Annotated in this window: 8 protein-coding genes; 3 read left to right on the top strand and 5 right to left on the bottom strand. The window is 54.6% G+C overall.

The features are described from left to right. Positions 1 to 469: 469 nt before the first annotated feature. The 4 genes from IPH75_06645 to IPH75_06630 form a co-directional block, all read right to left on the bottom strand. Positions 470 to 6328, bottom strand: coding sequence for a PAS domain S-box protein (locus IPH75_06645; protein MBK7141739.1), 5859 nt, complete (start codon positions 6326 to 6328; stop codon positions 470 to 472). Positions 6329 to 6528: 200 nt separating this feature from the next. Next, on the bottom strand, positions 6529 to 7416 hold the full coding sequence (locus IPH75_06640) for a cation transporter (GenBank protein ID MBK7141738.1): 888 nt from the start codon (positions 7414 to 7416) through the stop codon (positions 6529 to 6531). A gap of 54 nt (positions 7417 to 7470) precedes the next feature. After that, entirely contained in the window at positions 7471 to 8949 is a 1479-nt protein-coding gene (locus tag IPH75_06635; GenBank protein ID MBK7141737.1) for an RtcB family protein, read from the bottom strand. Positions 8950 to 8964: 15 nt separating this feature from the next. Further along, entirely contained in the window at positions 8965 to 9390 is a 426-nt protein-coding gene (locus IPH75_06630; protein MBK7141736.1) for an archease, read from the bottom strand. A 260-nt stretch (positions 9391 to 9650) separates the two neighbouring features. On the opposite strand from IPH75_06630, the gene IPH75_06625 reads away from it, so the two are divergent. From IPH75_06625 to IPH75_06615, 3 genes are all read left to right on the top strand, one after another. Then, entirely contained in the window at positions 9651 to 12566 is a 2916-nt protein-coding gene (locus IPH75_06625) for a TonB-dependent receptor (GenBank protein MBK7141735.1), read from the top strand. A gap of 262 nt (positions 12567 to 12828) precedes the next feature. After that, a complete protein-coding gene (locus tag IPH75_06620; protein MBK7141734.1) occupies positions 12829 to 15816 on the top strand; it encodes a T9SS C-terminal target domain-containing protein in 2988 nt (995 codons plus the stop codon). A gap of 241 nt (positions 15817 to 16057) precedes the next feature. Next, entirely contained in the window at positions 16058 to 16804 is a 747-nt protein-coding gene (locus tag IPH75_06615; protein ID MBK7141733.1) for a DUF2238 domain-containing protein, read from the top strand. Positions 16805 to 16883: 79 nt separating this feature from the next. Here the strand turns inward: IPH75_06615 and IPH75_06610 are convergent, their stop codons facing one another. After that, positions 16884 to 21773, bottom strand: a complete 4890-nt coding sequence (locus IPH75_06610; protein ID MBK7141732.1) for a right-handed parallel beta-helix repeat-containing protein — start codon at positions 21771 to 21773, stop codon at positions 16884 to 16886. Between the last annotated feature and the right edge of the window lie 299 nt (positions 21774 to 22072).

Below are 22072 nucleotides of genomic sequence, written 5' to 3'. Positions count from 1 at the left end.
ATTGCTGTGCCGGGCAAAGAGATATCGGGCGCTTGACCGACGCGACATGCGCGCCGCATCGCAGTAATAGAAACGTGACCGATGGGCATACTACTCCGCGTACTCTCAAAGCCTCCCACCCTTGCAGACCATTCGAGGGGATAGATCACCGCCGCCGAACGGGCCATGCCGTCATTTCGCGCCCGGATTGCCGAAAAAACTTGTCAGCTGTTGTGAGGTCCTGCTCACCTGATACGAGTTCGAATATAAAATCAAGATATTCCTTATGGACAAAATTGTCAAGGATAAAGCGGTCTCTGTTTGTGAGAAAGTGGTGAGTGATTTTAAAAGTGAGATCGAAGAGGGATTTCGTGTGCGATTGTAATCTGATTATGTCGCAACAGGTTTACGCCGATGGAAAGATTGCAATGAAGAGCGAATCCGTCGATAAAGTGGCATTCCTGTCGCCACTTTGCGTGTGACTGTCACCTCACTTCGTGGAAACAGAATCCGACCGCTTTATCGCCTTCCGCAATGCCTTGCCGAGGTCGGCCGCGATCACCGGTTTCATCACCACATCGCGGATCCCCAGATCATGTGCCTCCTTGAGTTCGAGCGAATCGCTGAACCCTGAGCAGAGGACGATCGGGATATCCGGGCGTATACGGAGCAGGTTGACTGCGACCTGATCACCGGTCATTTCCGGCATCCGCTGGTCGAGGAGAACGCAATCGAAGTCGGTCGGACGTTCCTGGAATACCGTGATCGCTGCACGCGGGTCGCATGCCACCGTCACTCGATAGCCAAGACTGGTCAGGCTGGCCGCATGGCTGTTGGCCACGGCCGGTTCATCATCGATCACCAGAATCGACTCGTTACCGCCCTCTACCGCCGCAGGAAGCACCTGAGGGATACTCGACTGTGCCTTATCTGCCACCGGCAGGAAGAGGTGGAAGGAGGTACCTTCACCAAGTTTACTTTCGGCACAAATATGACCGGAGTGTTGGGTGACAATGCCGTGTGTGACGGCCAGTCCCAAGCCGGTCCCTTTGCCGACTCCCTTGGTGGTGAAGAACGGATCAAAAATGCGCTTGATGGTCGCTTCGTCCATGCCGCAGCCGGTGTCACGCACCTGGATGCGGATCATTTTCCCATGCAAACGTCGTTTACAATTCGGACAGGCGAGCGGAGATGATTCGAATGGCGACGTTTCCACCGAGAGCTCACCACCTTCAACCATGGCCTGAACCGCATTCTCGCAGAGGTTCATCAGGATCTGGTACATTTGGCCGGGATCGGCCAGTACCGGCGAAGTTGTGCCGGGGGCGCTGTATCGGGCAGTGATCCTGTTATCCAGATCCTTGGACAATGCAGCGATAACTTCCGCGACAACATTCTCGATCTGAACTGGTTTTCGTTCGCCGGTTTGCTGACGGCTGAACGCCAGTATGTGCGCGACCAGTCCTTTGGCGCGATAGGCTGCTTTTAGTACTTCCTGCAAATACTCGCCCGTAAATCTTCCCGGCTGTTTGTCAGAAGAAACCAGTTCGGTATAGCCGATGATCGGGACCAGCAGGTTGTTGAAATCGTGGGCGATCCCCGCCGCCATGGTGCCGATCGTCTCCAGCTTTTGCGCGAGGCGAAGCTGTTCCTCCAGGCGGGTACGGTCAGCCTCCGCCGCTTTGCGTGCGGTGATATCCGAATTGCTCCCGCGTATGCCAAGATAGGTACCGTCCTGTCCAACGATCGGGCGGCAGACATGGGAGATCCAGCGCTGATTACCCTTCCGATCAAAAATACGCACTTCGAGCGCACTGACCTCGCCACTCTCCGTGATCTGAAGCGAATGATTGCGGAAGGCATCCTGATCCTCCGGATGCAGTATGCGCAGGAAGAGATCGGGGTCTGCAATGAACTCCTGCGGCAAATAGCCGGTGATCCGGGTACAGGAAGGTGATATGTAGATCGGTTCGTTCTGCGGTCCGAACCAGAACTCCCAGTCATAAGTGAAATCGGCGAGAGCGCGATACTGCGCCTCGCTCTTTCGAAGGGCGGACTCGGCCTGACGCTGCTCAGTTACATCATGAATGGTCCCGAAAACCTTGCAAACCTCTCCCGCCTGGTCGTAAAGCGGTTCGGTGACCGTCTGGACATATCGTTCTTTGCCGTCAACGCGAATGATCCGAGAAGCGATCCCGAAGCCACCGCCCGACTGATGTCCTGCGATCCGCTCCCGTTTCACTTGTTGGATATCATCCGGATGGATATGCCTATCCAGGAGGGCAAGACTCGGTACAATGGCCGAAGGCTCGTAACCGAGGATTCGATACATTTCGTCCGACCAGACCGCTTCGCCGGAGACGAGATCGAATTCGAAACTCCCCAGACGGGCGAGACGTTGTGCCTGAGTGAGTCGTGCTTCGCTTTCCAGCAACGCCCGCTCTGCCAGCTTTCGTTCGGTCACATCACGACAGACGCAGAAGATCAGTTTCTGGCGTCCGAATTGCGCACCATTCGTGGAAATATCGGTATAAAACGTAGTGCCATCTTTGCGGCGGTGAATGGTCTCGAAATGAGCACCCTCGGGTCCGCAGACGCGGATCATCTCAAGCAGTTGTTCGCGGTCCCACTGGTAATCCCAATCCCAAACATATAGTGACTTCACTTCTTCCGAGGTATAGCCCAGCAATTCGGCGAACCGTTGATTGGCTTCGAATACTTTTCCATTCTTATCGAGGACGACAATTCCATCATGCGACTGATCGATCAATACCCGACGACGAACTGATTCCTCTTCCAGCGTCTCCTCAGTGCGCAGGCGGTGGAAGATGATCCCGACCTCGGAGACCAGCGTCTCCAAAGCATGAACATCCTGTTCTCTTGGAGGCTCAGGCGAGAAGGACGCCAGATTAAGGAATCCAAACACGTCACCTCGACCGGATCGAAGCGGGAATGAGTAAACATGTGAGAGGCCCGTTTGCTCACACAGCTCTTTCAAACCAGGCAGATCAGTCGGCAAATAAATACCCCGTTCTGACTCCATCACCAATTTTATATAGGGAGTGTCGATGGGCATCGATGTAACTGCTTGACGGAAAGACTCCGGCAGTCCACTATCTCGCACCAATTCCGCCGCCTGATCGTGTATGAGATAGATTCCACCGGCAGTCAGGCCGGAAAGGTCGAAAGCGGCCTGAAGAAGCGGATCAAGCGTCTCTTCCAGGGCGACACATTTATTCAGATCGAGAAATGCCCGTCTCATCCGGCTGCTCAGGAATTCGGCATGCCTGAGTTCTGCTTCATAGTGCTTTCGTTCTGTAATATCGGTGTTCACGCCTACCATGCGGACTGGCTGGCCCTTCGCATCAACCTGCACTTCACCAAGGGCCTCGATCCACCGGATCTCGCCATTGTCCAGGCGACTGATCCTGAATTCATTCCGCATGCCGCCACCGCGCGAAACATCCTGCGCCAATTTGGACAATGTCTCCTGTAATTCCTCAGGGAGTAACCGGTCGGTCCATTCCTTGAATGTCCCCTTGAAGGTGCCGGCTGGGATACCGTACAATTCCTGCAACTCTTCCGACCACTCGAGTCGATTCTCGGCAATGTCAAATTTGAACGTACCGGAGCGAACCGCCTGCAGAGCCAATCGTAACTGCGCGACATGGTCGCGGAAGTGATTTTCAGATTCAAGCCGTTCGGTAATGTCAAAGCAGGTGCCGACATATCCGACCGGCTCGCCCTGAGCATTGAATTGAGGCACACCCCGATTGACGACCGATCGGTACTGACCATCAACCCGTCGCACTCGAATGGTACACTCAAACGGAAGGCATGCGCCCATGGCATTCTGCAATAATTGCTCGAAGGCCGGGCGGTCTTCCGGATGTACCGTAGCGAGCCACTGACTCCCGCCGAGGCTCTCTAAAGTCCCACCCAAAGCATCAAGGGTCTGGCGGTTGAAGTAGAGGACATTACCCACCGGATCGGTGGTCCAGACATAGGCAGGAAGGTTGTCCGCGAGAGTCCGGAAACGCTCCTCCGAATTGCGCAGTTGCTGTTCGATCAGCTTGCTCGAAGTGATCTCTGTTGAGACCCCGGTGACCCCAATCACCTCGCCGTTGCGATCGATCAACGGCTCAAGAGTGCAATCCCAGTAAGTAGTCTGCCCCATATAGACAATATCAGTTTCAAAGCGCTGTCCGACACCGGTTGCCATGATCTCACGCTTGATCGCGACAAACCGATCAGCCAGTTCGGTCGGGAGAATCTCGTGGTCGGTTTTCCCGATGATGAAATTGTTGGCTTGTTCATCACGAGGATTGTGGTTCCAGATATACCGAAGGTCTTTATCCTGGTGGAACATGATCACCGGCGAATTGCGCAGCGCCAGGCGGAACCGCTCTTCACTCTCACGCAGTGACTCTTCAACCATCAATCGGCTGTGGTTCAAATGCGCATCGTGATGGGCTATCTCCAGGTAACCCGCCACCTCGACCAACATCTTCATTTCGTAGTCTGTCCAGGTGGTTGGCTTATTGTTGTCAAAACCGAGCGCGCCGATCACTCGACCATTCAGGTTGACTGGAACGACCAGCATTGCCAAAACGTCGATACTCCGGGATAACTCCGCCAGCTTCTCATTGTCCGGATCGATATCTTTGAAAGACGAGATCAAGACTGACTCGGATCGATTCAGCTTGGCCAAATGATCAGGGACTTTCGCCAGATCAAGCTGTTGAGACCTCAGGCTCTTTCGGCCGGACGGCTGCAGCGAGCGTCTGAAGTGGAGGATGCCTTCGGCGGTGATATCTCCGTATGCCACGCGGTGCTGCGGATATGCCTGGAACATGCTCATCAGCGCGCGCTCAAGAATGGAGTCGGTCGGTTCGTGATTGGTGATGCCGCGGGCGATATCGTTGATCGTCTGGAGCCTGATCTCCCGTTGGCGGAGTGCTTCTTCCGCCCGCACTCGGTCGGTCACATCCTTAAACAGGGCTACCATTCGATTGGCGCCGGTCTGGAATGCCGAGACCTCATACGCGCCATCGACTACTCCATCCGTGTAGCGCACCTGAGAAGATTCCCAGGGTACTCCAGTAAGAGCGACAGAGCGATAGATCTCCGGTACCGGCCCATCGAGACTCGGGAAGGCATCCTCGATTCGCTGGCCGATCAGCACTGAGTGATCGAAATGGAGGATCCGCTCGGCTGTTTTGTTCGCGCCGCTGAATCGAAGTTCTCCGTTCGGATGCAATTCGTAGTGGTGCGCTCCGAAGGGGGCGGAATCGATGAATTCGCGGAGCAGATGTTCGGCTCTCGCCGCTGCCTGTTCTGCGGCCTGCAGCTCGGTCAGATCGAAGGAAACACCGATCGACCCGATCCGATTCATTGTCTGGTCAAAGATCGGTGACTGGATCAACATCGCCGGCGACCAGTTCCCCGCCGAGTCTTTATAGCTGATCTCTCCGGTCCAGCTCCGACCACTGATCATACACTGGCGGATCTGCTGAATCATTTCTTCGGTGAGGTTGACATTCAGGAGCGTTTCCACCTGCGTCCCGATCACTTCACGCTCCTGCCAACCATACATCTCGATCGCGTACTTGTTGCAGTAGGTAACTCGTCCGTCCTCGGCAAATGCTATCACTGCCTGCTGGACGGTATCGAGCAATTCAGATTGGAAGCGAAGCCTATCAATGGCCGCATGATGTTCGGAAATGTCGCGAACCGACGCCATGTAATTGCCATCAGGAAGGCGGCGCGTGTGTACTTCGGCGAAAATCGCTTCGCCATTGGCCTTTCGAAATTTCCGTTGCGAAATGACCAGCTCGCCACTCTTAAGCGAATCCCAGCGTATTGGCATTCGCTCAACCTCTTCTTTGTCGAGAATATCCATGACCGTCAATTTGGTCAGCTGTCCAAGCGTATAGCCAGTCAATTCGAGGCCGCGCGGATTGGCATTCAAGTACTGACCTTGAGGATCAGCTATATAGATAGCCTCTGTGCCATAGTCCATCAGTCCGCGGTAATACGCTTCGGAGATGGTCAGCCGCTCGTTGGTTTCCATCATCCGGTCGATCATCCGCTTGGCCATATGCATACCGACCGCCATGCAGAGAGAGACCGCGCCACTGCTCAGCGTGTAGGCCAATCCGATTTCGTATCCAGTTAACTCGAGATAGGATGCCATCTCGAAGGCTCGGCGAAACATGATGATAATGAGGCCGAGTGCCAGTGAACCCCAGGCAAAGCGGTGCTTGGTCACGGTAACAAGTTTTACCGCGAGTATGACAGCGTATAGCTGTATGGCTAGAGTAAGAACAGTGATGATCACCGCAAGCATTGCGATGTTCCCCCTCCAACTAGTAGACTTTTCGACCCCGCCCGGTAGTGGTCTATCCGATTTACCGTACGACTCATATCCAATTCGCTATTTACAGGTCCCACGAATCCCAATCCGAGATTCGCCGATATCTGTCAGGATTATCGACAGATTCGACGGAAACTTAAGTGAGAAGAGCAGATAGCGAGGAATTCGCCCGGCTAGCTTGGGCTGATTTGAGTCAGAGAATCATCGAAGGGGTCGGTGTGGATAACCACATGGGCGGAATGCAGCCGATCGCTGATCCGGCGCTCCAGATCATCGGCTATCTCGTGGGCTTCCAACAGGGTAGAGTCAGGTCGTAAAACTATGTGCAGGTCGATATGCCGATAGCTCCCCGATTTGCGGGTCCGCAGGTCATGCCAGGACTGAATGCGAGACTCGGTCTCCAAAATCTCCTGGATCTGACCTACCTCCGCCTCCGGTAGCCGGTAATCCATCAGGTGGCGGCTGGCATCTCGAGTCAGTTTCCAGCCGATCCGCCCGATCAACAGCGCCACCGCGATCGCCATCAACGGATCGATGATCTGCCAGCCGGTGATCCAAACCAGCAGGAGTCCAACCGTCACCCCCAAAGAGGTGTAAACATCGGTCGACAGATGTTGCGCATCTGCCTCCAGGGCAATTGAATCCTCGGCTTTGGCCACCTTGAACAGGTATCGCGACACGAAGAAGTTGACTACCACCGAGAAGACCATCACCAGCGTGCCAAATCCGACATGCTCGATCTCACCGCCCGAGAAGATCTTGCGGATCGCTTCGACCATGATCCAAACCGCCGCGAGGATGATCAGGCCGGCCTCAATCGCTCCGGAAATCGACTCCGCCTTGCCATGTCCAAAGGGATGTTCTTTGTCGGGGGGGCGGTCGGCGATTCGAATCGACCAGAATGCGATCAGCGATGCGAGCAGATCATTGGCGGAATGGATCGCTTCGGAAATGATACTGACCGAACCGGAGAAAATACCGGCCATCAGCTTCATCACCACCAACGTCGTATTGGAGGCTACAGAAAGCGCGGCGGCGCCACTTTTTCGTTCATTCCCCATCGCACAGGCCCGTCATCTGTCGCAGTCGTTTCTCATCAGTATATCGGACAGTGATCATCCTTTGACCACTCCGATCGGTTTCAGGCGAACGACCTTTTTCGCTATACCGGCATGGTGCGAAATTTCTATCACTTCGTCAATATTCTTATATGCGCCGGGCGCCTCTTCGGATATCCCTTTCCGACTCTTGGCGCGCAGATAGATGCCTCGCTCTTCCATAGAGGCGAGTACTTTGTCAACCGGATGCGCCTTGATCGCCGCAGTCCGGGATAGGCGCCGTCCGGCACCATGACATGAAGATCCCCAGGTCTCCTGCATTGCCCGTTCAGTCCCATGCAACAGATAGCTGGCTGTTCCCATATCACCCGGTATGATCACCGGCTGTCCGACCGCACGGTACCGCTCTGGAATATCAGGGTGACCCGGCCCAAATGCCCGAGTCGCTCCTTTGCGATGGACATACACCCAGCGCTTCTTCCCGCCGAATTCATGCTGCTCCAGTTTCGCCATGTTGTGTGCGATATCATACACGATGTGCATGCCGAGGCGGGTCGATGGCGTTCCCAGTTCCTGCTCGAATGACTCTCTGATCCAATGGGTGATCATCTGGCGGTTGGCCCAGGCGAAATTGGCGCCGCACTTCATCGCCCTGAAATACGCCTGTGCCTCGGGCGACGATGCCGGCGCACAGGCCAGTTCGCGATCCACCAGCGGGATCCCGTACTTTTTGTTCGCACGCTGCATCAGGTCGAGATGATCGGTGCAGATCTGGTGACCACATCCGCGTGAACCGGTATGAACCATGATCGTCACCTGTCCGCGTGATGTTATCCCATATGCCGCCGCGGCTACTTCATCAAAGATCTCATCCACTTTCTGCAATTCAAGAAAATGATTTCCGGCGCCGAGTGACCCGAGTTGCGGCGCACCACGCTTGCGCGCGCTGTCACTGACGAGCGATGGATCCCCTCCATCGATACACCCACCCTCTTCCATGTATTCCAAATCCTCGTTCCACCCGTAACCGTTGCTGACCGCCCAGCGCGCCCCTTGTTCCAGCACCATTTCGAGCTGAGCGGGGGATAACCGGACCCGTCCCTCGGAGCCGACTCCCGATGGTACATTCGTAAACAGCCGGTCAATGATCGCGCTGATCTTGTTCTGGATCTCCGCCACCTGAAGATCCGTGCGGATCAAACGGACACCACAATTGATATCGTATCCGACACCGCCGGGAGAGATAACGCCGCTGGTGGCATCAAATGCCGCCACTCCGCCGATCGGGAATCCATACCCATGATGAATATCCGGCATGGCGATCGATGAACCGAGTATGCCCGGCAATGTTGCCACATTCGCGACCTGATCAGGAGAATCATCGGCGAGGATCGCACGGAGCATCTCCTTATCGGTATAGATCAGGCCGGGGACTTTCATCTTCACGCCGAGTCGTTTCATCGACTCCGACTGATAGCTCGGGTCGATCTCAAATCGATACCGGTCGATCTCACGAATTGGTCCACGCCAGGTCATTGAATTGCTGAACTCCTAAATATCGAAAAGAACTTTCACGTACGCCGGGCTGTCGCCGGAAGGGGGGACGATCTCCATCAGATGATAGGAAACCGCCTTAAACATCAGACCATGCCGGTGCTTTTGTTCATCGAATTTCTCCCCCCAGCATCGGGCTATCAACTGATGGTCTGAGGTCAACTGAACCTCGATCCGCCCCAGTACCAGATTCCGAGTCTCATGAACCACAATCAGTTCGGACAAAAACGATACCAGCAACTGCTCGCTGTCCAGGCCGTCTATGGTCAACACAACTTCTTCGATCTCCGCAATTTCGGTCTCATCAACCATCTGCAGAAACATCGCTTCTGCAACGGCCGCATACGCTTCGGCCAAAGTCTGGCCGTACGCTTTGATGAAAATGTCCGCCGTGTGCTCGATCAGTTCATAGTCCGGCTTCATACCTCATTAATATAGCAGGCGGCAAGTCCACCGCAAAGCGGCATTCAGCTTACCTCAATCTACCGCAAACTCCTTTCCATCCATGCGGTTAACCGGTTCCTGGTACACAGCTCCCCGTCTCCTAACCGTATCCTCAGCAACACCTAGTAACTGCGTAATGAGACCCTAACACAAAAATTCGACCGTGCTTTCGCGGACTTAGGGAAGTGGTGTGTCCGCGGGAAAAAACAAATACATGATGTGAGGGAAGAGGTCTCAAGATGTTTCGAACCAACTGCACGAATCCAGTCTCCGAGTCGGGGTTCATCAGTCGCATGCTCACAACACTGGTGTTGCTGATGGTTATGGTGGCCGTCGGCTTTGCTCAGGAGCCTGCTCAGACATTCAAAGAAGGAAAAATTTCCGGACGCATGATCGATGCCGAGACCGGCGAAGCTTTGATCGGCGTGACGGTCATGCTCGAAGGAACCAAGCTCGGCGCGGTGACCGATCTCGATGGTAATTTCACCATCAAGCGAGTGCCGGTCGGTACTTACACACTGGTGGCATCGTCGGTCGGATATACGGCGACGAAAGTAACCGCAGTGGAAGTGACTGAGGGAGAGATCGAACGAGTCGATCTCGCACTCAAACCGCAGGTGGTACAGACCGAGGGGATCGAGGTGATCGCCAGGGTCGAAAAAAATAACGAAGCCTCGCTGCTGAAACTCCGCCAGAAATCCAACTCTGTATCGGATGCCATCTCCGCCGAGCAGATCACTCGCTCCGGCAGTTCCGATGCTGCGGCCGCGATGACTCGCGTCACCGGTGCGTCGGTTGTTGGAGGCAAGTACGTATACGTGCGCGGGCTAGGTGACCGCTATGCCAACACTCGCATCAACGGCGCACTGGCACCGAGTCCTGACCCGGACAAACAGGCAGTTCCGATGGACATGATCCCGACTGCCATGCTCGACAACATCGTTGTCGAAAAGACTTTCACTCCTGACAAGCCGGGGAATTTCTCGGGTGGGTCGGTTGATATGACGACCAAAGATATGCCCGAGGGTCGGTTGCTCAGTTTCAACACCAGCGCTACCTACAACACCCAGACCACATTCGAAGAGAATGCACTGGCCACCCGTTCCTCAGGTGACGACTGGATGGCGATGGGTGCGGATGACCGCGATATCGCCGACTGGCTCAAGCAACCGCTTACTCCCAAAGATCTCACTTACGGTGATATCATTCGTGACACCGCCAATGCGCAGTACATATTCAAGCAGAGCAAAGCGGTCAATTCACAGATGACTCCGGTGCGCCGCACTGCGCCGCTCAATCAGTCCTACGGTCTCTCTTACGGTGACTCCTGGAGCTTTTTTGATATGCCGATGGGGTTCATCTCCTCATTCAGCTATAGTCGCAATCGTTCGTACTACTCCAATGGTCAGTCGAGCCTGCGTAACTGGTCCTACGACTACAACGAGTTAAAACCAAACGATACTCTCGACATCACCACCGACTATATCGACGAGCAGGGGAAAGAAGAAGTCCTCTGGGGCGGGCTTTTCAACAGCACGATCCGTCCTCATCCGAATCACAAAGTCGGTTTCGCGATGATCTACAATCGCAACGCAGAATCAACTGCCCGCATTGTGCAGGGCTTCGATTACAATGTTGCCTCCGGACAGTACTATCGTTCACAGAGCATGACCTACTCCGAGCGGACGCTTGGCACAATGCAGTTCAAGGGTGAGCACGCCAAGTTGCCGTTAGACAGCCGCTTTGAGTGGATGCTCTCGCTGACCCGTTCTTCGCAGGAAGATCCGGACATGCGCTTCTTCTCCGACGTGATCGACACGGTCGAAGGCGGCGGATCGATCTGGCTTACTTATCCCGCCCACTATTATCGCAACCTGCTCGAGAAAAACCGCGAAGGCCGAGTCGACTACTCGCTCCCCTTCAAGCAATGGAGCGGCCTGTCCTCCAAGGTCAAGGTTGGCGGATTCTACCTGCACAAAACGAGAGAATTTCGCGAACGCGAATTCAAGCTGGCCAATGTCGGCTCAATACAATATACCGGCGACCCCGATGCATTTTTGGATGATTCCAATTTCGGACCGCGCCCGGATTCCACCCCCGATAATTTCATCGACTACGGTCTACTTTGGGCGGCCACCAGCGGTAAGAAGGCGAACTTTAACGCTGACCAGGATATCACTGCCGTCTACGGCATGATGGAACTCCCGATCACCTCCAAACTGACTGTAGTTGGCGGTGTTCGCTTTGAAACGACAGAGATGAATCTCGACCAGATCTACGTCTCGACCGACACGACAGACGTTCTTGATGGAGAAGACCTGCTCCCATCTGTCAACCTCATCTATAAGCTGACAGACAATATGAACGCTCGTCTCGCGTATGGTCGTACGCTGGCTCGTCCGACGATGCGCGAAGTCTCTCCTCACTCAACCTGGGAGTTTGTCGGCGGCGGCTACTTCATCGGCAATCCGAAACTGAAGTACACCAAGATCGACAACTATGACGCGCGTTGGGAGTGGTTCCTCCGCCCCGGCGAGATCGTTGCAGTCAGCGGTTTCATCAAACGCTTCTACGATCCGATCGAGCGCGCTTATCTAAATTTCAATGGCGACGTTACCGCCATCAACGTCAATCGCGCCGATGTCTACGGACTTGAGTTCGAATGGCGCCGCCGTCTCAACCATGTTGACGCTCTTCCTTTCCTCCAGAACTTCCAGATCGGCGGAAACCTGACCTTTGTGAAATCTGAGGTCCGTTTGCCCGAAGAAGAATTTCGACAGGAAAAGAACTGGGATCCGGCGAACGCCAGTGAGACTCGCGAATTCCAGGGACAATCACCTTTCGTACTTAATCTCGACCTCGGATACGACAACGAGAAAACCGGAACCAATGTCAACCTGATGTATAATCGCTTCGGCAAGCGGCTTTCCGAAGTCACCCTCGGCGTCACCCCTAGTGTCTACGAACAGGCTCGCACCACCGTTGACGTAACGCTCTCCCAGAAACTCTGGGGCGGTGTCACGCTCAAGGGATCGGCGAAGAACCTGACCGACTCCGAACATCTCAAGACCTACGAGCTGTACGGTCGCGACTATGTCGCGCAGTCGTACAAAACCGGAGTCACTTACGGGATCGGCATGAGCTATTCGCTCTAATGCCACACGCAGGAACATGATGAATACATTGCTGACAGAAAGAACCTACAACTTGAAAATCGAGCGTGTGGTGAACGGTGCAGAGAGCCAAAATGTGCAGCGCCACCAACGTTATGATAGCCTCTTATTATTCGGAACGATTAGGTAAACCATGAAAACTAAGAAGGAGAAAACACCACTGAAAGCACTTCACTTTCTTCGCTGTACGGTTCAGAGTTTTTCGACTGTCATGCAAACTAACTCATCCTGTTTGGAGGAATTCATGTTGCGTAAATTATTCATGGCTGTCTTTGTTCTGATGTTGCCTGTTCTTGCTTTCGGGCAACTGTCAGAAGCGGGCAAGCCGGTTAAAGTCGTGACCGATGCCGATATCACCGGCACGACCGTCTGGTCGCGGGACACGATCTGGAATATGTCCGGGTTCGTGTATGTTGAAAATGGTGAGATCCTGATCATCGAGCCCGGCACGATCATCAAAGGTGATCCGGGTACGGCTGAAAACGCCACCGCGTTGATCGTCGCCAAAGGCGGCAAAATCTACGCCGAAGGAACCCCGACCAGCCCGATCATCTTCACCTCGATCTCCGACGATGTTGATGATCCGAATGACATACCGCTCGGCTCGGCCGGTCGCGGTCTGTGGGGTTCAGTTATTATTCTTGGCGACGCCCGCCTGAACACCGCCTCCGGTACTGCGCAGATCGAAGGTATCCCTGGTACCGAAGTTCGCGGTAACTACGGTGGCACTGACGACAACGACAACAGCGGCGTCTTCCGCTACGTCTCGCTCCGTCATGGTGGTTCCATCATCGGTGCTGCCAACGAAATCAACGGCCTCACCATGGGTGGCGTTGGTCGTGGCACTGTCATCGACCACGTCGAAGCCTATCAGAATCTTGATGACGGTTTTGAGTTCTTTGGTGGTACGGTCAATACCTCCCACCTCGCCACCATCTTTTGTGATGATGATGGCTTCGACTGGGATTTCGGTTTCACCGGTACGGGCCAATTCTGGTTTGTGCTGAAGGATTCAGTCCTTCCGTCCTCCGGTTCGCGTGCATTTGAAATCGATGCTTGCACGTCGCCGGCCACTCCGGCGACACCGGCCATCCTGTCGCAGCCGTACATCTCCAACGCCACCGCCATCGGTTCCGATGCTGACGTCGTCGAGTCCGACAACGACTATGCGATCTCTTATCGCACCGGTACGGCTGGCCGCATCTACAACTCTATCTTCACCGATTTCTCGAATCGTGCGATCGACCTTCCGAACGCCAGCCAGGTTTACATTGGGAACGAGTTGAAGCTGGTCAATAACATCTTCTTTGGCTTCAAGAATTACACCATCGTTGACTCGCTGGTTCGTGACGCCGATCAGATCGCTGATGTCGCTCCGTACCTCTCCGCGAACAACGACCTGTTCGTCAATCCGGGCTTGGGTGGCATCAGCCGCACCAATTCCGGTGATCTCGATCCGCGCCCGTCCGGCGCCGCCGCCACCGGTGGTGTTGCCGTTCCGGGCGCTGACGATCCGCTTGGTCTGATCTCGGATGTCGCCTATCAGGGCGCGTTCCATCCGACCGATGCTCCGTGGATCTGCCACTGGACCGCTACTTCCTTCTGCGGTATTCTCGCCCCCTGCGCGGCTCTGGCCGAGTGCGACTGCATCACTGAAGCCGGCAAGCCGGTCGCCCTGTTTACCGATGCCGACATGGTTGGCACGATCAACTGGACGAAGGACACGGTCATCAATCTCTCTGGTTTTGTGTATGTTGAAAATGGCGAACAGCTCATTATCGGCCCCGGCACGGTCATCAAGGGTGACCCCGGCACAGCCGAAAACGCCACCGCTCTGATCGTCGCCCGTGGTGGCAAGATCTATGGCGAAGGCGCGGCTGATTGCCCGATCGTTATGACTTCAATCACCGACGATGTCGACAATCCGACTGATATACCGCTCGGCGCTTCCGGCCGCGGCCTCTGGGGTTCGCTCATCGTTCTCGGTGATGCCCGCCTGAACACCGCCTCCGGTACCGCTCAGATCGAAGGCATCCCGGGTACCGAAACCCGTGGTAATTATGGTGGCACGGATGACGACGATAACTCCGGCGTTCTTCGCTATGTGTCGCTTCGTCACGGCGGTTCCATCATCGGCGCCGCTAACGAAATCAATGGTCTGACCATGGGTGGCGTTGGTCGCGGCACAGTTGTCGACCATATCGAGGCCTATCAGAATCTTGATGACGGCTTTGAGTTCTTCGGTGGCACGGTCAACGCCAAATATCTTGTCAACGCTTTCTGCGATGACGATGGCTTTGACTGGGACTTCGGATTCTCCGGAACCGGCCAATACTGGTTCACCATTAAGGATGCCAGCCTGCCGTCTTCCGGTTCGCGCGCATTTGAGATCGATGCCTGCACCTCTCCTGCGACTCCGGCCACGCCGGCTATCCTGTCGCAGCCGTACATCTCCAACGTGACGGCGATCGGTTCCGGCGCTGCTTCCGGCGAGACCGACAACGACTACGCCATCTCGTATCGTTCCGGTACTGCCGGCCGCATTTACAATTCGATCTTCGTCGATTTCGCCCAGCGCGCGATCGATCTTCCGAATGCTAGCCAGGTCTACATCGGAAACGAATTGAAACTGGTGAACAACGTCTTCAACGGTTTCAAGAACTTCACGATCGTTGACTCACTTGTGAAAGATGCCGACCAGATCGCTGATGTTGCGCCGTATTTCTCCGCCAACAATGATCTGTTTATCGACCCGAAACTTCGCGGTATCAGCCGCACGCAGAACAACGGTCTCGACCCACGCCCCGGCACAGCGTTCCCCGCTGCTACTGGCGGCATCGCGGTTCCGGGTGCCGATGATCCACAGGGGCTGATCGACGATGTCACGTACCAGGGAGCGTTTAATCCGTCTGTCACGCTGGCGAATAGCTGGCTCGGCGGCTGGACCTTCCTCTACTGCGGCGACCATCTTGGTGAGCAGGCGAACCCACCAGCAGGTTGCTGCATTGGCACCACCGGTAACGTCAACAAGAGCGTGGCTGAGACTCCGGACCTTTCGGACCTCTCACTCATGATCTCTTACCTGACCGTCACGCCCAAGCCGACCCTGCCGTGCGCGGCCGAAGCGAACGTCAATGGTTCAGTAGCGGTTGTTCCGGACTTGTCCGACTTGTCGCTGCTGATCTCTTACTTGACAGTCACTCCGAAACCGGCTCTTCCGAACTGCCCGTGATTTCGGAATAACAAAAGCATGCTGGCCGGTCTCACCATGACCGGCCGCCATGATACACCACTACTGTAGTCGCTCATTCACTCTTCCCCAAGTGACTACACCCGGAAAGGACGGTCTCACCACCGTCCTTTCTTTTTTGCTCGCCGGACAGTTCCTCAACTCGAGAAAATTAGTTGCCTTTGCCTCCCACAGTCCCCAGAATGCACCCACCTGACCATCACCCGGCAAACTGGAGAAACCAATGACTGAACCACGCGGAAAAGGTGCGGCTAATCCTCATCTCCGTTATCTGACAATTCTGGGGATTCTTTTCGGGATCCTCTGGATCTTCCTGGCGATCTCGCCGCACGATCGCAAAGACTGGGCGCTGGAAAATCTGCTGGCCGTGATCCTGGTCGTTCTTCTGGCAGTCACCGCCAGACGATTCCCTTTTTCGCGGGTCTCATACACCCTGCTGTTCCTCTTCCTCTGTCTCCACGAAGTGGGGGCGCATTACACCTACGCTTTGGTACCATACGATCAATGGTTTGAGGCGATTTTCGGACGGACCTGGAACAGCATCATGGGGTGGGAACGCAACCACTTTGATCGGCTCGTCCACCTCTCGTATGGTTTGCTGTTAGCATATCCGATCCGCGAGATGTTTCACCGCGTCGCTGCGGTCAGGGGGTTCTGGGGATATTTTCTGCCACTCGATGTTACCATGTCGACCTCCATGCTTTTCGAGCTGTTTGAGTGGGGAGCCGCGGAGTTTTTTGGGGGAGACCTGGGCGTCGCTTACCTCGGCACGCAGGGTGACATTTGGGATGCTCACAAGGATATGGCTCTCGCCAGCCTGGGCGCGGTGATCGCCATGACAGTCACCGCCGGTATCAATCTCTATCTTCAGCGGGACTTTGGACGCGAGTGGGCCGAAAGCCTGCGGGTCAAACATGCCGGTCCGTTGGGTGAGGAAGAGATCAAGCGGATGTTGCGCCGAAAGAAGTAACCGAAATTTTGTTCTGCAAATAAGAAAGCCGACAACCCTGAAGTTGTCGGCTCTTTTTATACTGCAGACCAATTGCCGCTTACTTGAGCAGCAGCATCTTCTTGGTCATACTGATGTCGCTTGATTCAAAGCGATAGAAATAGAGACCCGTCGGCACCTGATCACCGCCGGTATCTCGTCCATCCCACACCACTTCGTAGCGGCCGGCATCATACACCTGGTCAGTCAGTGTCCGGATCTCTTGACCCAGGAGATTGAAGACCACCAGACGCACATGCTGATGTTTCGGTACCGCAAACGCAATGGTTGTCGCCGGGTTGAACGGGTTCGGATAGTTCTGCTCCAAAGCAAAAGTCGTCGGCAGACCTGAAGTCGTCAGCGCGCCAAGTTGCACCGATGTCCCGTTGCCGGTCCAACGAATCTGTTCTACGACCTCAATCCCATTCACCTTGAGAGTGAGTTGGTCATCGAGGACAGCCAACCGCGCCGAAGCATTATCGCCATCAAATCCATACACTGGCATGAATTTGAGTACGCCATTCAGATATACGCCGCTTCCGACCAATTCACCCTCCGGCGTGAAGACCTCGATCGTCGAATTGTTCGCCAGTGGCTGACCATTGAGTCTCAGGCCATCGCCATAAAGCGACATCCAGACTCGTGATCCGAACGGCTCCGCCTCGCCATTTGACTGGGCGAGCGGCTGATGTGACTCATCGTTATCGGCCGGGATCAGTCCATAAGCAAGTATCCCCTCTTCAGAGAGTCTGATCCAATAACCGAATCCTGGCTCAAGCGTGGTCAGGGTGCTGAAACCCGGATTCGACGGCATGTAGACTTTCGCACCATTGTCATATCCGATCGCAACTTCGAGGAAATCCCCGACTGTAAAGAATGCGGTGTACGGTTCAAGGTTGTACGATGGTAGGTAGCTTACCAGATTCCAGCCGCGATCGACCGGGATACCGGGTATGTTGTCAAGAGGCTCACCGCAGATCTCCAGATCTGCCGCGCAGTTCATCTTGATCCAGTAGCCGTGCATATAGTCCACTCTAGTGAGCGTTGAGAACCTCTCCAACTGCGGATCATAAACAAGTCCGCCATTGTCAAACGCCAGGACAAATTCCACGCATCCAACTATCGGCGCAAGGAGCTGACGAGGCATGCCACTCCATCCGACATTCCAGGAGACCAGATTCCAGCCCTCCTGCAGATGCAGGGTGATGCAGGCTTTGCGCTCAAAGGAACAGCCCTGGAATTGGTCACCGTTGGTGGTCCAGTAAATGGCAGGGGAGACAACCACCATCTCACCATTGATAGTGAAGCTGATTTTATCTCCGGGTATCGCCCCTTCATCCGTTGCTGTGTACTGGTCGTCACGATACACCAGCATAAATCCAAAGGATCCATCGGCTCGCACAGTCGCTTTACCACACAGCACACCTTGCGGGTCGAATGCCCGGATAATAGAACCGCCCGGAATGGTTTGGCCATCCAGATGCGGCGATGCACAGAAAACGGATATCCACTCGTTGGTGGCGATTGGCTCGTCCACGACCACCGTGTCATTCGGTCCAAACTCAACCACTGACCAGTACTGATGTAACTGATTCACTGTGCCGTCCGGCAGAGAGTTGTTCCAGGTGCCCGGTGTCGCATAGGAGTACGTGTCATAGTGACCGTACATGCAAAGCGCGGTCTCGATGCCGTTATTGTTTGGTTCGCCGTTCGACCAGTTAGTGTAACCCCATGGTTCGCCCGTGATCCAGCTCCACGCGCCATTGATGTCGCGTCCGCCGATAAAGAAATTGTCGAACCGATTATTCTGATTCGCCCCGATCAGGACATGGTCGGTGATGAACTCATTCTCCAGATTGGTGCTGATCGTGGCGAGATGTCCACTGTATCCGCCGGCACTGTATGTTTTTGCCTTCAGGTCCGCCTCCACCCAATAGAGTTTCTGCGGGATGACCGCGTACCAGTGATCATTGCCGCCATCGGCAGCTCGCCATTGCACGAGATTAAACAGCTCGTTCGGCTGGCCGCCGCCGAACGGCACCGCCCCCATATCGTTGCGCGAGCCATCGGGATCATTGTAGATCGAGTCGGGGTCACCTGCATTGATGCAGGGTGAACCAGGTGCCAGCGTGTAATTCGGATTAAACATCGGATCGACCGCCAGATGCCCTGGTCCAGGGTCTGCGACATTGTAATATGCCACCTGGTTTCCGTACACGTCGTTGTACGAAACATCATTCGGCCCGCCGCCATCGATGTGGATCCCATATTTGGCATTATTGGCAATGATATTGTTTCTGATGATCGGTGCGTCGGTGGAGAATGACGAAATTCCGCCGCCCGAACTATTGACGATCGTATTGTTGATGATTGTCGCACCGGAAGTCCCAGTCTGACCATATCCCCAACCGCTTAGAATGATCGCGGCCCAGTCGGTGTAGGTCTGATTCTTGAAGATATTATTACGAATGAGCGGATTGGAGTTGGCACAGCGAATTCCGGCTCGACCTCCATCAAACGTGAACCCTTCGATCACGCACCCGGAAGCTCCCGATAACACCATCAAGTCATGCTGGTTGTCGTTGGTCAAGGTCGTAACAAGAGGGCCCTCTGTCGATTTGATAATGTACTGTCTATACCCGAATTCTATCGCCTCGATGTAAGTGCCGGGCAACACGAGAATTGTTCCTGAATTGATCCCCTGGACCGCTGCCGAAATTGTCGGGAAATCGGTCGGCACATAGACGGTATCTGACAGCGGAGGTATAATGCCGGAATAGGGTAGTGCTCCCATGTCATTGCGAGAGCCGTCAGGATCATTGTATGACGGATCGGGATCGCCGGCATCAATACATGGAGAATTGGGAGAGAGAATTCCATTGTTGTCAACTCGTGGTTCGGCGGCAAGTGCGCCGGGGCCGTAGTCTTCAACATTGTAATCTCCATCCGGATTCCCAAAGATATCATTGTACGCCATCACGAGCGGCAGGGAAGAACTCTGTTTGTGAATACCGTAGGCGTGATTGCCATATATGATATTGTTTCGGATCACCGGAGCCACTGACGAGAAGGTAGAGATACCACCATTCTCGCAATTCATAATGGTATTATTCTCGATGATGGCTGGCGCGGGGCCCTCTGACGCATAGACACCGTTCCAACTTCCGGCCAACGAGATCGCCGCCCAGTTGTTCACCTTCTGACTCTTGAATATGTTCCGACGGATGGTCGGACCCGAATTGAGACAAAGTACCGCAATTCTACCTGCCTCAAACCTGAATCCCTCGATGACCGCCTGACTGTTCTCTCCATGGTCGAATGTTACCAAGTCAATGAGGAGTGACTGTCCATTCACGATCGGTGGGACAATCAAAGTTGCCAGGGGTCCCTCGGTCGACACCACCTTGATCAGCTTCCCATTGAAATTGAAGCCACCGTAAAAAGTCCCGCGGGAAACCAAAACCACCTGCCCGTTACTCGCCGCATTGATCGCATCCTGAATGGTCGTATACTGCGCAGGCACGCGAAGTGTGTCGCCGACCGGCGGTTCAACCGAACCGTCGAATGGGAATGCTCCCATATCATTGCGTGAACTATCCGGATCATTGTAGAGCGGACTCGGATCGCCGGCGTTGATACAAGGTGAAGATTCCGTCAAGGTGAAGTCGCCCGCAAACAGCGGGTCGGCACTGATCGTCCCAACTCCCGGATTCGGCACATTATAGTAAAGCACCGGACTCCCGAAGACATCATTGTACGATGGATCCACCTGAGGATCCATGTCATCCTGAATATGAATGCCGTATTTCACATTGTTCGCTATGATGTTATTTTTGATAACCGGCGCGGCGGTTGAAAAACTCGAGATGCCGCCGCCGGAATTGCCGAAGATCGTATTGTTGATGATCTGAGCCGGTGAAGTGCCGATCGTTCCCCATCCAACTCCACTCAGGACGATCGCCGCCCAGCTAGTCGCATGCTGACTCCTGAGCAGGTTTCGACGGATGGTCGGCGCCGCGTCCTGACACCAGACTCCCATATAGCCGCCCTGAAGAGTAAATCCCTCGAGCAGTGAGCCGTTGGTTTCCGGCCCGATAAACGTCACCAGATGCTGATTGTCTGCGTTGGTGATTGTCGTACTTAAGGCGCCGTGCACCGATTTGAGGAATACTTTCTTTCCGGTGATCGTGATTGTTTCGGTATACGTGCCGGGACTTACCAGGATCGTTCCATTCGGATTGATCGCGTCGACTGCCTCCTGGATCGTCGAGACTTCAGATGGCACACGCAGCGTATCCGCGCCTGGCACTATCCGATCCCCGATCGCAAAGCAGAATCCGGAGCCATCGCGGTCCGGCCCACTTCCGGCAGAATAGGTCTGTCCCGGTAGACCAGCGTATGTCGGGAAATAATCGATCAGCGAACTACTGACCCAGACCCAGGTCCCACCGGCTCCCCAGAATGAAGAATCTATGCAGATATGTTTATCTATCGAAGCGTTGTCGTGCATCCAAATTGTCAGCGCAACAACAGTATCATTGAATGTTTCAGGCATCCCTTGATTGGGTCGAGTGGGCATGCCGGCGCCAAGCATGCCGACGGTATCCGGATTGATCCCATCGCCACCTTTGATGACGCCTCCCCACATGGCAAATACGATATCGAAGTAACTGACGAATTGATTTTCACCGCCGGAATTTATGCCGGCCGAATCGATCGTGACGCTGTCCCAGACAGCTCCATCCGGTGTCGACACTTTAAATCCGTTCGACACGTTGCAGCGAAGGTTAGTCGTGTTATCGAATCTGAATACAAAGCGAGCCGGCTGACCAGCCTGGATCGCATAATTCGAGACGAGGGTATTGACCTGATCGATCGATACCGCTCCCTGGCTATGGGTCAACGCCGGAATGGCGCAGAGCAACATAACGCACAAGATGATCCGCTTCATGAGAGTCCCTCCAAAGATTGGACGATATACCTATTTGTCAGCGCCGCCAAAACGGCAACGAGTACTTTGCTCTAACCTGAAAGAAGTGTGGAATTTGGCTCGAATAGGGTGCGCGACAGATTGGGCGAGTGTGAGTCGAGCACCGGTCTATAACCCCTGAAGTATTCGGTTTGCCCGTCCAACCCAATCTATGGAAAATGGATGCAGATGTCAAGTCTTTCTCCGGAAACAAGATGTCCCGCAGCCAAACAGGTTGCAGACTCCCCGCCTTTGCACTATTTTGCCTCCCAACCCAGGGA

The organism is bacterium, from assembly GCA_016708025.1.
Classification (GTDB): Bacteria; Zixibacteria; MSB-5A5; order GN15; family FEB-12; genus FEB-12.
The sequence above is the reverse complement of the archived record's forward strand: the minus strand, read 5'-3'. Positions and strand labels throughout refer to the sequence as shown.